Below are 14483 nucleotides of genomic sequence, written 5' to 3'. Positions count from 1 at the left end.
TTTTCGGCGGGACCGCAGCTAGAATGCATCGGACCACTTGACGACAAAGGGACAAGGTTATCATGCGCGCGATCAAACCTCTGATGCTGGCCAGCCTGCTGGCGTTGATGCCGCTGACCGCCTTCGCCCAGGAGCCGGTCGAGGGCGAGCCCGACGTGACCATTCGCCAGGAAGGCGAGCGCACCGTCGAGGAATATCGCGTCAACGGCTTCCTCTATGCCGTGAAGATCATCCCCAAGACCGGCAAGCCGTACTTTCTGGTACGTGCCGATGGCGACAGCAATTTCATCCGCGCCGACAAGCCGGATATGCTGATCCCCGCTTGGGAAATATTCAGCTGGTAACGCAGCGACGTCGTTAACGGAAGGCCATTCATGTCGGTATTCACTCCGCTGCAACGCGAAGAACTCGAAGTCTTTCTGGCGCCCTATCAACTCGGGCGCCTGCGCGACTTCGAAGGCATCGCCGCGGGCAGCGAGAACAGCAATTTCTTCGTCAGCCTGGAAAAGGGCGAGTATGTCCTGACGCTGGTCGAACGCGGCCCAACCCAGGACCTGCCGTTCTTTATCGAACTGCTCGACGTGCTGCACCGGGCACGCCTGCCGGTGCCTTACGCATTGCGCACGGCGCGTGGCGAAGCCCTGCGCAGCCTGGCGGAAAAGCCCGCGATGCTGCAGCCACGGCTGCCTGGCAAGCACGTTGCTACGCCCAATGCGCACCACTGCGCCGAAGTCGGTCGGCTGTTGGCGCGACTGCATTTGGCCACTCGCGAGCAGATCATCGAACGCCGCAGCGACCGCGGCCTGGACTGGATGCAAGCGGAAGGTCCCAGTCTCGCCATGTCCCTGCCCGAGGAGCAACTGCCCCTGCTACGCGACGGTCTGGCAGAGATCGCCGAACTGAAACCGAAGATCCTCGCGCTGCCCCGCGCCAATCTGCACGCCGACCTGTTCCGCGACAACGTGCTGTTCGAGGGCACCCACCTGAGCGGCGTGATCGACTTCTACAATGCGTGCGCCGGGCCGATGCTCTACGACATCGCCATCACGGTGAACGATTGGTGCTCACACCCCAACGGCGAACTCGACGAAGAGCGCAGCCAGGCGTTGCTGGCCGCCTACTCCAGCCTGCGCCGGTTCACCCCGGCCGAAGCCGAGCTGTGGAAACCGATGCTGCGCGTGGCCTGCGTGCGCTTCTGGCTCTCGCGCCTGATCGCTGCACAAAATTTCGCCGGCCAGCCCGTGCTGATCAAGGATCCGGACGAATTTCGCCACCTGCTCGCTGCCCGCCAGCATTGCCACAGCGTATTGCCGTTCGCGCTCTAAACGGTTCCGCCGGCCAGAACGCCGTGCGGCACCTGGTGGGAACGGCGCCGTCTCAAACATTCCGCCCGAGCGAAGACGATCGGCGCCGTTTGCGGTCGAAGTTTTGGGCGGCGACACTGGCAATAAGGGGGCGTGAGGAACATTTCCGCGGCCCTGGCGTCAAGAAGCCCCACCCATGTTCGTCGAAGCGGCCGGGGTAAGATGACCGACTTTCGCCCTAGCCTGCGTCTGCAGGCGTTCGATCAACGCCTGGCGTCGCGCTGTCGAACCCGTGTAACCATGCGCCCCGGGCCCAACCCGGGCACATCACAATCCTGATGCACCTGACCTGCCTGGCTCGGTGGCATTGTTTTCAGGGAACAGAACGAATGACCTCACGCTACGTAATCAATGCCTCGGTAAGCCCCAAGGGCAGCCTGGAAACGCTATCCCAACGAGAAGTTCAACAACTGAGCGAAGCCAGTTCAGGCACGACCTACACGCTGTTCCGCCAATGCGTCCTGGCGATTCTCAACACCGGTGCGCGCATCGATAACGCCAAAACCGTTCTCGAAGCCTACGACGACTTCGAAGTGCGCATTCACCAACAGGATCGCGGCGTGCGCCTGGAACTGCTCAACGCGCCCGCCGATGCCTTCGTCGATGGCGAGATGATCGCCAGCACCCGGGAGATGCTCTTCAGCGCGCTGCGTGACATCGTCTACACCGAGAGCGAGCTGGGCAGTCCGCGTATCGACCTCAGCAGCTCCCAAGGCATCACCGACTACGTATTCCATCTGCTGCGCAATGCTCGCACGCTGCGCCCAGGGGTCGAGCCGAACATGGTGGTTTGCTGGGGCGGCCACTCGATCAGCACCGAGGAATACAAATACAGCAAGCGCGTTGGCCACGAACTGGGGTTGCGTAAGCTGAACATCTGCACCGGTTGCGGGCCTGGCGTGATGAAGGGCCCGATGAAGGGCGCGACCATAGCCCATGCCAAACAACGCATTCTCGCTGGCCGTTACCTGGGGCTGACCGAACCGGGCATCATCGCCGCCGAGGCGCCGAACCCGATCGTCAACGAGCTGGTGATCCTGCCGGATATCGAAAAGCGCCTTGAAGCCTTCGTTCGTGTCGGTCACGGCATCATCATCTTCCCAGGTGGCGTCGGTACGGCAGAAGAATTCCTCTACCTGCTGGGCATTCTGCTGCATCCGGACAACCGTGACGTGCCCTTCCCGGTCATCCTCACCGGCCCGGAAAGCGCCGCGCCGTACCTGGAGCAGATTCGCGATTTCGTCGGCGCCACGCTCGGCGAAAAAGCCCAGAGCCTCTACCAGATCATTATCGACAACCCGGCCGAGGTGGCGCGGCAGATGGTCGAGGGGTTGAAGGCCGTCAAGCAGTTCCGCCGCGAACGCAACGATGCCTTCCATTTCAACTGGCTATTGAAGATCGAGGAAGGCTTCCAGCGCCCCTTCGATCCGACCCATGAAAACATGGCCAGCCTGCAGCTGACCCGAGCCGTGCCGCCTCATGAGCTGGCAGCGAATCTGCGACGGGCGTTCTCCGGGATCGTCGCGGGGAACGTCAAGGACACTGGCATCCGCCGCATCGAGCAGTTCGGCCGCTACGAAATCCACGGCGATCCAGCGATCATGAAGCCCCTGGACAAGCTGCTGCAGGCATTCGTCGAACAGCACCGGATGAAACTGCCCGGCGGCCGCCCGTACGAGCCGTGCTATCGCGTGGTGACCTGAACCCTGCAGGCCCGTAACGGCAGCGGTGCCACCGGTGCCGTCGATCCGGCACATCGCAAAACGCTGTGTTCGGTCTACGTAGGGTGGGCCGGGCGGCGCTCCGCTTCAGCCCCCCGCTTCAGCCCCCCGAAACAGGGCACCGACTGAGTCAATGGGCCAGAGCAGAACGCCGTCTGTCCCGCGCCGTAAGGTCTCCTCTATCCGTAGCGAAAGTCTTCGGTGGGCTAAAGCCCACCATACGGGACCGGCGCGGCTAAGGTGCTCCACCGCAAGCGGCTTTCCGATGAGGGCAGGCGCCATGGCTGTTTTAGCGCAGCAGGACCGAGGCGCAGCAGGTCCTAGACTGGGTTCTCACCCACACTTCGAGTTGCCGCAGTTAAGACACGTCGCACAGCCGTCCATCTGCACCACCGCCTGGGTGTTGCACTTGCTACATAACTGCGCGCCGGCGGGGAAGCCTTCGCCCGGCTCGACTGTCACGGCGCCTTGACTGGCTTCGTAGGCAGCGCGCTTTTCGGCCAGGTATTTGAGCTGGGTTTCATCTAGCGCATGGCCTTCGAGCATGCCGATGTGGATCAGGTGGCGCTCCAGCACGCCGCCGATTTCGGCGACGATGGAGGGCATGTAGACGCCGCCCTTCTTGAGGTAGCCGCCACGGGGATCGAACACTGCTTTCAGCTCCTCGACCAGAAAGGTGCAATCGCCACCCTTGCGGAACACCGCGGACATGATCCGCGTGAGCGCGACGATCCACTGGAAGTGATCCATGTTCTTGGAGTTGATGAATATCTCGAACGGACGCCGCTGTTCGTAAGGCGTGCCGGCGTTGAGCACCACGTCGTTGACGGTGACGTACAGCGCATGCTCGAACAACGGCGATTTGATCTTGTAGGTCATGCCGACCAGGATTTCCGGCCGCTGCAGGCTTTCGTCCATCTCCACCACTTTGGCTTTGGCGGTGGTGTTGTCAGGAGTGGCGGCTGGGCGCTCCAGGGTCTCGTCGACGACCTTGAAGCCCTTGATGCGTTGAGTGATCTTGACGGTCATTGCAGCTTCTCCATCCGGACGACAGGCGCCGCCCGGCTATCAATCGGGGCTCAGTACTTGCCGTAGTAACCTTCCTTGAGGGCGTCGAACAAATTGGCGGCGGAATTGACCTCACCGTCGTATTCGACTTCTTCATTGCCTTTGAGCTCGACCACGCTGCCGTCTTCAAGGATGAAGCGGTACAGGGTCTTCTCCAGGTCGGCCTCCTTGACCAGCACGCCCTGGAACGCCGCCGGGTTGAAGCGGAAGGTGGTGCAGCCTTTCAGCCCCTGCCGCCAGGCGTAGCGGTAGATATCCTTGAACGCCTCGAACGGATAATCGGTGGGCACGTTGGCCGTCTTGGATATCGACGAGTCGACCCACTTCTGCGCCGCGGCCTGGATGTCGACGTGCTGGGTCGGGGTGATGTCGTCGGCAGTAATGAAATAATCCGGCAGCTGCTCGCCGGGCTCGGTCGAGCCCGGCTTGGCCCGCGAGTTGATCAGCGTGCGATAAGCCAGCAACTCGTAGCTGAACACCTCGATCTTCTCCTTGGCCTTGCGCCCGGCGCGGATCAGGTTGCGCGAGTAGTGATGGGCAAAGCTCGGCTCGATGCCATTGGAGGCGTTGTTGGCCAGGCTCAGACTGATGGTGCCGGTGGGCGCAATCGAGCTGTGATGAGTGAAGCGCGCACCCTGCCCGGCCAGCGCCTCGATCAGTTCGGGCGCGTACTCGGCGATTTTTTGCATATAGCGGGAATATTTCGCGTGCAGTATACGGCCGGGTATCTGATCGCCCAGTTTGTAACCATCCTTCGTCATTTCTGGGCGCTTGCGCAGCATCTCGGCGGTGACTTCGAACGTTTCGCTCAGCAGTGGCGCGGGACCCTTTTCCATCGACAGCTCCAGCGCCTGTTCCCAGCCGACCAGCGCCATCTCCCGCGCGACCTCTTCGGTGAATACGCAGGCCTCGGCGCTGCCATAACGCAGCTTGAGCAGCGTCAGGGCCGAACCCAGCCCAAGAAAGCCCATGCCGTGGCGCCGCTTGCTCTCGATCTCATGGCGCTGCTGGGCCAGGGGCAACCCGTTGATCTCCACCACGTTGTCCAGGATCCGAGTGAACACGCGCACCACTTCGCGATACTTGTCCCAGTCGAAGCGGGCATCGACACCGAAGGGATCGATGACGAAATGGGTCAGGTTGATCGAGCCCAGCAAACAGGAGCCGTAGGGCGGCAATGGCTGTTCACCGCAGGGATTGGTGGCGCGGATCGCTTCGCACCACCAGTTGTTGTTCAACTGGTTGACCCTATCGATGAGGATGAAACCCGGCTCGGCGTAGTCGTAGGTGGACGCCATGATCATGTCCCACAGATGCCGCGCCTTGACCCGGCCGTAGATCTTGCAGGCCACCAGGCCGTCGTCGCGAACGATGTAGCCGTAATGGCTCGGCCACTCGCGCCAGAGCACTTGCTCCGGGTCTTCAAGGTCGAGCTCGGCTTTCTCTTTCAGGTGCAACGGGAAGATCAGCGGCCAGTCGGCGTCGCGCTCCACCGCCTGCATGAACTCATCAGTGACCAGCAGGCTGAGGTTGAACTGGCGCAGCCGGCCGTCCTCGCGCTTGGCGCGAATGAATTCGCGCACATCCGGATGGCCGACATCGAAGGTGCCCATCTGCGCGCCGCGGCGCCCGCCGGCTGAGCTGACCGTGAAGCACATCTTGTCGAAGATATCCATGAACGACAGCGGCCCGCTGGTATGCGCGCCGGCCCCGGAGACAAAGGAGCCCCGCGGGCGCAGGGTACTGAACTCGTAGCCGATGCCGCAGCCGGCCTTGAGGGTCAGTCCGGCTTCATGGACCTTGCCGAGAATGTCGTCCATCGAGTCGGCAATGGTGCCGGAAACGGTGCAGTTGATGGTGGACGTGGCGGGCTTGTAATCCTGCGCGCCGGCGTTGGAAATGATCCGCCCGGCAGGAATCGCACCGTTGCGCAGCGCCCAGAGAAACCGCTGATACCAGTGCTCACGAGTCTCTTCGGTTTCGACATCGGCAAGGGCGCGGGCGACCCGCTGCCAGGTCGCATCGACGCTGTCGTCGACGGCGCTGCCGTCCTTGCGGGTCAGACGGTATTTCTGTGCCCAGATGTCTTCGGAGGCCGCCTGTAAGGCGATATGGAGCGTGGTATTCGTGTCAGCCGCAATGGGCCCGTCCGTCTTCGCCATGCGCTGCGTATCCTCGTGTCAATGGAATGGAATCCCAGCACGAAGCATAGTCATAGGCGCCGTAAGCACGATGACCGGCGTCAAGTTGACCGACGGACGACCCTATCAACGCTCGGTGCCAAGCTCGCATCGAGCGCTCGATATGAAGGATCAGAGCGATTCCAGGCAGCCGGCCAGCGAATTGCCGAGGTTGTCGATCAACCGCTCATAACCGTCTGCGGAGGCATCGATGCCGTAGCCCAGGGCGTCCAGCTCGGCGACCTTTACCGGTAGGCCGCGGGTCAGGCTATCGGCCAGGCGCGGACGAACCGGAGGCTCGTAAAACACGCAGCTCGGGCCGGCCTCCTCCAGGCGTTCACGCATCGCAGCAACATGCCGCGCCCCGGGCTGGGCTTCGCCACCAGCGGTGAAGACGCCGGCGTGCTGGATCCCATAGGCGGCTTCGAAATACTCATAGGCTTCGTGAAAGACGAAGAAAGGCTTGGTTCGGATCTTGCTCAGACGCTGGCTGAGCCGCTTATCGAGCGCACCCAGCCGCTGCTTGAACGCCGCGAGGTTGGCTTGGTAGCGCTTGGCGTTAGCCGGATCTGCCTTAGCCATGTCCTGCGCCATCCCTTCAGCGATCTTCACGGCATTGGCGGGCAGCAACCAGAGGTGCGCGTCCAGGCTGCCGGGGCGGTGGGCATGGTCGTGTTCGTCGTGATCGACGGCTTGGTCGTCGGCTGCCTCATGAGTCTGGTCGTCATGCTCATCATGTGCCTGCTCGGAGTGATCGCCATGCGCCTCGTGTGCATGCTCGTCGTGATGCTCATGCTCATGCTCGTTGGCAGCCTCGCCGAAGTGACGCAGCGTCAGTCCGGGCAGCGACTGCATCGCCACGTTCGGTCCCTTGCGACCCTCCAGCACTGGCGAGAGAAAACCTTCCATATCCGGGCCGATCCAGTAAAAAAGATCAGCGCTGCGGATCTGCCGTACGTCGGATGGACGCATGGCGTAATGATGGGGCGAGGCACCGGGTGGAAGCAGGACCGCAGGTTTGCCGACACCGTCCTGAACGGCAGCAGCGATCAGCTGCAGAGGCTTGATGCTGGTCAGCACCTCGACCTCGGCATGGGCCTGGGCAGTGCCGAAAAGGCTGGCGGTTACTAAAAGAGGTATCGAAAAAAGACGGAACACAGGCAACACTCGATTGAACTGAATAGGTAACATAATAACGTCTCTAAGCCACCTCGTCTTCGCCCATGCCCAAGTCTCCGCTGGCCTGCACGCCCCACGACCACGATCACTGCGTCAGCCATGCGCTGGCCGAAGCCGATCAGCTCTGCGAGCGCTCTGGTGTCCGTTTGACGGCACTGCGCAAGCGCGTGCTGGAGTTGGTCTGGCAAAGTCACAAGCCACTCGGCGCCTATGACATCCTTGCCGAACTGACGGCCCAGGACGGCCGCCGCGCCGCACCGCCCACCGTCTACCGCGCGCTGGATTTCCTGCTGGAGAACGGCTTGGTGCACCGCATCGCCTCGCTCAACGCCTTTATTGGCTGCAACCATCCCGAGCATCCACACCAGGGCCAGTTCCTGATCTGCCGCAACTGTCACACCGCCATCGAGCTGGAACAGCCGAGCATCAGCGAGGCCATCGATCAAGCCGCGCGCAGCGTGGGTTTCCAGGTCGAAGGCCAGACGGTGGAAGTGGTCGGCCTCTGCGCGCCGTGCCGGAGCGCCGCATGAGCGAGGCGCTGATCCGCCTGGATGATATTCATGTGCATTTCGCCAAGCAGGCTGTACTCGAGGGCGCCGAACTGCGGGTGCACCGCGGCGAAATCGTCACGCTGATCGGTCCCAACGGCGCCGGAAAGACCACCTTGGTACGCGCCGTACTCGGCCTGCTGAAGCCGGACAGCGGTACGGTCTGGCGCAAGCCGAAACTGCGTGTCGGCTATATGCCACAGAAGCTGCACGTCGACCCCACCCTGCCGCTCTCGGTGCTGCGTTTTCTACGCTTGGTGCCCGGCGTGGATCGCGCCGGAGCCTTGGCTGCGCTGAAGGAAGTCGGCGCCGAGCAGGTGATCGACAGTCCGCTGCAGTCCGTTTCGGGCGGTGAGATGCAACGGGTGCTGCTCGCGCGCGCACTGCTGCGCGAGCCGGAGCTGCTGGTGCTGGACGAGCCGGTACAGGGCGTCGATGTCGCCGGCCAGGCCGAGCTCTACCGATTAATCGGCCGGCTGCGCGAACGTTACGGCTGCGGCGTGCTGATGGTGTCTCATGACCTGCACCTGGTGATGAGCGCCACCGATCAGGTGGTTTGCCTGAATCGCCACGTCTGTTGCTCCGGCCATCCGGAACAGGTCAGCACGGACCCGGCCTTCGTCGAGCTGTTCGGCCAGGACGCGCGTAGCCTCGCGGTCTACCACCACCAGCATGACCATAGCCATGACCTGCACGGCAGCGTGGTCACCGGCAAACCCCACGTCCACGGCCCGAATTGCAAGCACTGATGCCTGACTTCCTCCTCAATGCACTACTCGCCGGCCTTGCGCTGGCGCTGGTCGCCGGCCCGCTTGGTTCCTTCGTGGTCTGGCGGCGCATGGCCTATTTCGGCGATACCCTCTCGCATTCCGCCCTCCTCGGCGTGGCGCTGGGCCTGATGCTGGAGGTCAACCTGACCCTGGCGGTCATCGTTTGCTGCGTGCTGCTGGCGGTGCTGTTGGTGACCTTGCAGCAGCGCCAGCCGCTGGCGTCGGACACGCTGCTGGGCATACTCGCGCACAGCAGCCTCTCGCTCGGGCTGGTGTCGCTGAGCTTCATGCAGGACGTACGCATCGACCTGATGGGCTATCTGTTCGGCGACCTGCTGGCCGTCAGCCCAATCGACCTGGCCTGGATTGTTGGCGGCAGCGCGCTGGTGCTGCTGACGCTGATTCCGCTGTGGCGGCCGTTGTTGGCGGTGACCGTACACGAGGAACTGGCGAAGGTGGAAGGGCTGCCGGTGGCGGCCATCCGGATGGCGCTGATGTTGCTGATCGCCATCGTGATCGCCGTGGCAATGAAGATCGTCGGCGTCCTGTTGATCACGTCGCTGCTGATCATTCCGGCCGCGGCGGCCCAACGCCATGCCCGCACACCGGAGCAGATGGCCCTTGGCGCCAGCCTGCTGGGGCTGTTGGCGGTCTGCATGGGGCTATCGTTGTCCTGGTTCAAGGACACTCCGGCCGGCCCGTCGATCGTGGTATCGGCCGCGGCGCTGTTCCTGCTGAGCTTCGCCTGGCGTCGCCGCCCGGGCTGATCCTCGAGCCACGGACGGCCGTACCAACCGATTCCCAGCGGTTATAGCCACACAACACTGACCCATCGCTACCGGCACAGACATGAACCCCACCCCCTCCCTGCGCTATCTGCAAGGTTACCCGGACGTCTTGCAACAACAGGTCCGTCAATTGATCGCCGAAGGGCGGCTGGGAGACTACCTCGAGAGACGCTATCCGCAGCGCCATCAAGTGCAGAGCGACAAGGCGCTGTATGGCTACGTTCAGCAGCTGCGCCAAACCCACTTGAAAAGCGCACCGGGCATCGACAAGGTGCTCTACGACAATCGCCTGGACCTTACCCATCGCGCGTTGGGCCTGCACACTGCGGTGTCCCGCGTGCAAGGCGGCAAGCTGAAGGCGAAGAAAGAAATCCGTGTCGCCGCGCTGTTCAAGGAAGCGGCTCCGGAATTCCTGCAGATGATCGTGGTGCATGAACTGGCGCACCTGCGCGAGAGCGACCACAACCGCGCCTTCTACAAACTCTGCGAATACATGATGCCCGGCTACGCGCAGACCGAATTCGACCTGCGCTGCTATCTGCATTGGCGGGAGCTGGCTTAACGGCACGCTTCGCCAGACGAAAAAAAACGGCCCGGAATCAACCGGGCCGCCTCTTTCTGACGCTTCGCTTTATGCCGGTACTTGCTCCGCTAGCGGCTCGCGCGCCCAGATGCGGTGTTGTGCCAGTGCCTGCGCAAACGCCGCGAACACCGTACCTACATCTGCATCCTCTCCGCTCACCAAGCCAGCGTCTTCCGGCAGGTTGAGGAGCGTCAGTAGCTGACGCGCTTCACCTAGTACAGCTATAGGCTTGAGGTGTTTGTAGGCTTCGAGCAGGTAATGCTTGGCCACGCCGGACTTGGTCATGGCCTGCACACTTTGCGCTCCGCCCGGGACGAAGACTGCATCGAAGGCAATCGAGGGCATACCGTCCATGGCCGCGTCAGGCGTCAGCATCTTACCGTCGGCGGTCTTGACCGGTGCCGGCGACGGGCCGATCAGCTTGGCCAGCGCGCCTTCATCGGCCAGCTTGTTCTTGAACGCCTCGATAGCGTTGCCGTCCACACCGTTGGCAATGAGGATGGCAACCTTGCGCGACTTGATATTGCCCGACAGGTGATTCATCAGGCTCAGCGCTGGCGAGCTGGCCGGGTTAGGCTGCTTGGTGCTGACAGTCGGTGCGGTTGGCGGCGTTACGCCGATGTTCTCGGCAACCCGGCGCGCCAGCTCCAGATCGATATTGGCGAGGATCTCGTTGACCTGGCGCTCACGGATGAACACCCGCTCGACCTTGCCCAGTTCGAAGCTGTAGGCACCGATGATGTGTTCCTTCTCCGGTGCGCTCATGCTGTTCCAGAACAGCGTGGCCTGCGTGAAATGGTCCGCAAACGACGGGCTGCGCACCCGCACTTTGTGCCCTTCCATACGCTCGGGATAGCTCTCGAAGCCGCCGCCGCTGGCCGCGGGCGGGGTTTCCTTCGGCCAGCCGCTGTCGATGGAGTTGGGCTCGTAGTTGGCGCGGCCCTTGTTGATCGTCTGCCGATGGAAAGCATCGCGCTGGTTGTTGTGCACCGGCGCTATCGATCGGTTGATCGGGATTTCGTGGAAGTTCGGCCCACCGAGGCGCAGCAACTGGGTGTCGGTGTAGGAAAACAGACGGCCCTGCAACAGCGGATCATTGGTGAAGTCGATGCCGGGCACGATATGGCCGATGTGGAAGGCGGCCTGCTCGGTCTCGGCAAAGAAATTATCCGGGTTGCGGTTGAGGGTCATCTTTCCAAGCTTCTGTACCGGCACCAGCTCTTCCGGGATGATCTTGGTCGGGTCGAGCAAGTCGAAGTCGAACTTGTGCTCATCGGCTTCCTCGACCACTTGCACGCCCAGTTCCCACTCGAAGTAGTCGCCCATCTCGATGGACTCCCACAGGTCACGGCGGTTGAAGTCCGGGTCCTTGCCGGCCAGCTTCAGGGTCTCGTCCCAGACCAACGAGAAGGCCCCGGCGACTGGCTTCCAATGGAACTTGACGAAACGGCTCACGCCTTCGGCATTGATCAGGCGGAAGGTGTGCACGCCGAAGCCCTCCATGGCGCGCAGGCTGCGCGGAATGCCGCGATCGGACATGGCCCAGATCACCATATGCGCCGACTCAGGCGTCAGCGAGACGAAATCCCAGAAACTGTCGTGGGCCGACTGGCCCTGGGGGATCTCGTTGTGCGGCTCGGGTTTGACCGCATGCACGAAGTCGGGAAATTTGATCGCGTCCTGGATGAAGAACACCGGCATGTTGTTGCCGACCAGATCGAAGATGCCTTCGTCGGTGTAGAACTTGGTGGCGAAGCCGCGCACGTCGCGCACCGTATCGGCCGATCCACGCGAGCCCTGCACGGTGGAGAAGCGCACAAACACCGGCGTCTCCTTGCCCTTGCCGGCCAGGAAAGAGGCCTTTGTCAGCGCGCTGTGGTCGTCGTAGCTGACGAACACACCATGGGCTGCCGAACCACGTGCATGGACGATGCGCTCCGGAATGCGCTCATGGTCGAAGTGGGTGAGCTTCTCGCGCATGATGAAATCTTCGAGCAGCGAAGGGCCGCGCTCGCCAGCCTTCAGCGTGTTCTGGTTATCAGCGATCTTCACACCTTGGTTGGTGGTCAAGGCCTCGCCCGTAGCATCGCTGCGCGAGACTTCCAGATCATCGAGTTTGGCATTGTGATTCTTGCGGTCGACCGTGTCGGTACCGGCGAGCTCGCTGTGCTTTGGGTCTTTGTTATGGATCATCATGGCCTCGGTTGAGCAGGTGTGCTGAACCGCGAAGAAACCGGGCCGCTTCAGGCCCAACACTTGATCAATTCACGGCGTACCGGTTAGTGACCTGTCACAGCCGCGCAAGGTTGCGCTTCAGGGCGATTTGATCAATCTATCTGCCCGATGGTGTTTGCCTATGGCTGCGGGTTCGCTACGCCGCAGCCCTGCAAACGCGTAGAATGCACGTCTTTCGCCGACTATCCCGGCACTGACGACCGCACCCACAAGGTTCGCCCGTGATTGAATTCCAGCAAGTCCATAAAACCTACCGGGTTACCGGGCGCCGAGGCGCAGGCCGTGAAATCCCTGCGCTCAAACCGACCGACCTGCGTATTGGAGCCGGCGAAGTGTTCGGCCTGATCGGCCATTCCGGTGCGGGTAAAAGCACCCTGCTGCGGCTGATCAACCGGCTGGAAGAACCGTCCGGTGGGCGAATTCTGGTTAACGATGAGGATGTCACGGCACTGGATGCCGACGGCCTGCGGCGCTTCCGCCAGCGTGTCGGGATGATTTTCCAACACTTCAACCTGCTGATGTCCAAGACGGTCGCGGACAACGTCGCCATGCCGCTGCGCCTGGCCGGCAACCACTCACGCAGCGAAATCGACGCCCGTGTCGCCGCGCTGCTCGAGCGTGTCGGCCTTAAAGATCAGGCGCGCAAATACCCGGCACAGCTTTCCGGCGGCCAGAAGCAGCGCGTCGGCATTGCCCGCGCGCTGGCCACCGAGCCGGACATTCTGCTCTGCGACGAAGCCACCAGCGCGCTTGATCCGCAGACCACGGCCTCGGTGCTGCAGCTGCTTGGGGAAATCAATGCAGAGCTGAAGCTGACCATTGTGCTGATCACCCACGAAATGGACGTGATCCGCCGTGTTTGCGACCGCGTCGCGGTGATGGACGGTGGCGAGATCGTCGAACAAGGGCTGGTTACCGAAGTATTCCTGCACCCCAAACACCCCACCACTCAGCGTTTCGTACTGGAAGACGAGGCCGTAGACGAAGGCGAACAGCGCGACGATTTCGCCCATGTACCGGGCCGCATTCTGCGCCTGACCTTTCAGGGCGACGCCACTTACAAGCCGCTACTGGGCACTGTGGCGCGGGAAACCGGGGTGGACTTCAGCATCCTTTCGGGGCGCATCGACCGTATCAAGGACACGCCCTACGGCCAGCTGACCCTGGCGCTGGTCGGGGGTGACATGGCTGCCGCCCTGGCCCGCCTGGACGCCGCAGACGTACACGTGGAGGTAGTGCGCTGATGGAAGCTCTATTGGCAAACGTCGACTGGTACGAGATCTGGCTGGCCACGCTGGACACCCTGCTGATGCTCGGCGGTTCGCTGCTGTTCACCATCCTGTTGGGCCTGCCGCTGGGCGTGCTGCTATTTCTCACCGGTCCGCGTCAGCTGTTCGAGAACGGCCCGCTGTACGCTTTCCTTTCCTTCGTGGTCAACGTGCTGCGCTCGCTGCCGTTCATCATCCTGCTGATCGTGATGATTCCCTTCACGGTTCTGATCACCGGCACTTCGCTGGGCGTCGCCGGAGCCATTCCACCGTTGGTGGTGGGCGCTGCGCCGTTCTTCGCACGACTGGTGGAAACCGCCCTGCGTGAGGTCGACCGCGGCATCATCGAGGCAACCCAGGCGATGGGCGCCACCACCCGACAGATCATTTTCAGCGCCCTGCTGCCCGAGGCGCGTCCGGGCATCATCGCCGCCGTGACGGTCACGGCCATCACCCTCGTCTCCTACACCGCCATGGCCGGCGTGGTGGGTGCGGGCGGGCTCGGCGACCTGGCCATCCGTTTCGGCTACCAGCGCTTCCAGACCGACGTCATGGTGGTCACCGTCGTTCTGCTACTCGTCCTGGTGCAGGTGCTGCAAAGCGTCGGTGACAAGCTGGTGACTCACTTTTCCCGTAAATAATTGCCTAACCCACCATGAAGATAACTGCGCTCGGCTATGCAGCGTTGGAAGCATCGGAACGTGCTCACTGGTGAATTCCATCTTTTCGGATGATTTCGCCTCGCCTAGCCATCGCTCGCAACATTCTCAACCACAGAT

Annotated in this window: 13 protein-coding genes; 9 read left to right on the top strand and 4 right to left on the bottom strand. The window is 62.4% G+C overall.

Annotation, left to right across the window (positions count from 1 at the left end):
- Nucleotides 1-62 precede the first annotated feature (62 nt).
- From CH92_RS00655 to ppnN, 3 genes are all read left to right on the top strand, one after another.
- On the top strand, nt 63-344 hold the full coding sequence (locus CH92_RS00655; protein WP_025239872.1) for a DUF2782 domain-containing protein: 282 nt from the start codon (nt 63-65) through the stop codon (nt 342-344).
- Nucleotides 345-374: 30 nt separating this feature from the next.
- Nucleotides 375-1325 (top strand): homoserine kinase, encoded by a 951-nt coding sequence (locus tag CH92_RS00650; RefSeq protein WP_025239871.1) that lies wholly within the window; start codon nt 375-377, stop codon nt 1323-1325.
- 368 nt (nt 1326-1693) lie between these two features.
- A complete protein-coding gene (gene ppnN / locus CH92_RS00645; RefSeq protein WP_025239870.1) occupies nt 1694-3067 on the top strand; it encodes a nucleotide 5'-monophosphate nucleosidase PpnN in 1374 nt (457 codons plus the stop codon).
- Nucleotides 3068-3418: 351 nt separating this feature from the next.
- Here the strand turns inward: ppnN and CH92_RS00640 are convergent, their stop codons facing one another.
- The 3 genes from CH92_RS00640 to znuA form a co-directional block, all read right to left on the bottom strand.
- Nucleotides 3419-4114 carry an NrdJb gene (locus CH92_RS00640; RefSeq protein WP_025239869.1) on the bottom strand — a complete coding sequence of 232 codons (696 nt, stop codon included), beginning with the start codon at nt 4112-4114 and terminating at the stop codon, nt 3419-3421.
- A 50-nt stretch (nt 4115-4164) separates the two neighbouring features.
- Nucleotides 4165-6315, bottom strand: a complete 2151-nt coding sequence (locus CH92_RS00635) for an adenosylcobalamin-dependent ribonucleoside-diphosphate reductase (RefSeq protein WP_025239868.1) — start codon at nt 6313-6315, stop codon at nt 4165-4167.
- 150 nt (nt 6316-6465) lie between these two features.
- The gene (gene znuA, locus CH92_RS00630; protein WP_025239867.1) at nt 6466-7491 is read right to left on the bottom strand and encodes a zinc ABC transporter substrate-binding protein ZnuA; all 1026 of its coding nucleotides are present in this window, start codon (nt 7489-7491) and stop codon (nt 6466-6468) included.
- Nucleotides 7492-7556: 65 nt separating this feature from the next.
- On the opposite strand from znuA, the gene zur reads away from it, so the two are divergent.
- From zur to CH92_RS00610, 4 genes are all read left to right on the top strand, one after another.
- A complete protein-coding gene (zur, locus tag CH92_RS00625; protein WP_025239866.1) occupies nt 7557-8042 on the top strand; it encodes a zinc uptake transcriptional repressor Zur in 486 nt (161 codons plus the stop codon).
- Nucleotides 8039-8809: a zinc ABC transporter ATP-binding protein ZnuC gene (gene znuC, locus CH92_RS00620; protein ID WP_025239865.1), complete on the top strand. Its 771-nt coding sequence runs from the start codon at nt 8039-8041 to the stop codon at nt 8807-8809. Before zur ends, znuC begins: the two co-directional genes overlap by 4 nt.
- Nucleotides 8809-9597: a zinc ABC transporter permease subunit ZnuB gene (gene znuB / locus CH92_RS00615; protein ID WP_025239864.1), complete on the top strand. Its 789-nt coding sequence runs from the start codon at nt 8809-8811 to the stop codon at nt 9595-9597. Before znuC ends, znuB begins: the two co-directional genes overlap by 1 nt.
- 82 nt (nt 9598-9679) lie before the next feature.
- On the top strand, nt 9680-10180 hold the full coding sequence (locus CH92_RS00610) for a M48 family metallopeptidase (protein WP_025239863.1): 501 nt from the start codon (nt 9680-9682) through the stop codon (nt 10178-10180).
- Between the two features lie 69 nt (nt 10181-10249).
- Here the strand turns inward: CH92_RS00610 and katE are convergent, their stop codons facing one another.
- Complete coding sequence (gene katE / locus CH92_RS00605; protein ID WP_423832779.1) at nt 10250-12394, bottom strand: catalase HPII; 2145 nt, start codon at nt 12392-12394, stop codon at nt 10250-10252.
- A gap of 263 nt (nt 12395-12657) precedes the next feature.
- Here katE and CH92_RS00600 point away from each other — a divergent pair, with 263 nt between their 5' ends.
- Entirely contained in the window at nt 12658-13680 is a 1023-nt protein-coding gene (locus CH92_RS00600; protein WP_025239861.1) for a methionine ABC transporter ATP-binding protein, read from the top strand.
- On the top strand, nt 13680-14345 hold the full coding sequence (locus tag CH92_RS00595; protein ID WP_025239860.1) for a methionine ABC transporter permease: 666 nt from the start codon (nt 13680-13682) through the stop codon (nt 14343-14345). The genes CH92_RS00600 and CH92_RS00595 overlap by 1 nt, the downstream gene beginning before the upstream one ends.
- The last annotated feature ends 138 nt before the right edge of the window (nt 14346-14483 follow it).

It is taken from the genome of Stutzerimonas stutzeri (assembly GCF_000590475.1).
GTDB classification, from domain to species: Bacteria; Pseudomonadota; Gammaproteobacteria; order Pseudomonadales; family Pseudomonadaceae; genus Stutzerimonas; species Stutzerimonas stutzeri_D.
Note: the sequence above shows the minus strand (reverse complement) of the source record. Positions and strands in the feature narration are given on the sequence as shown.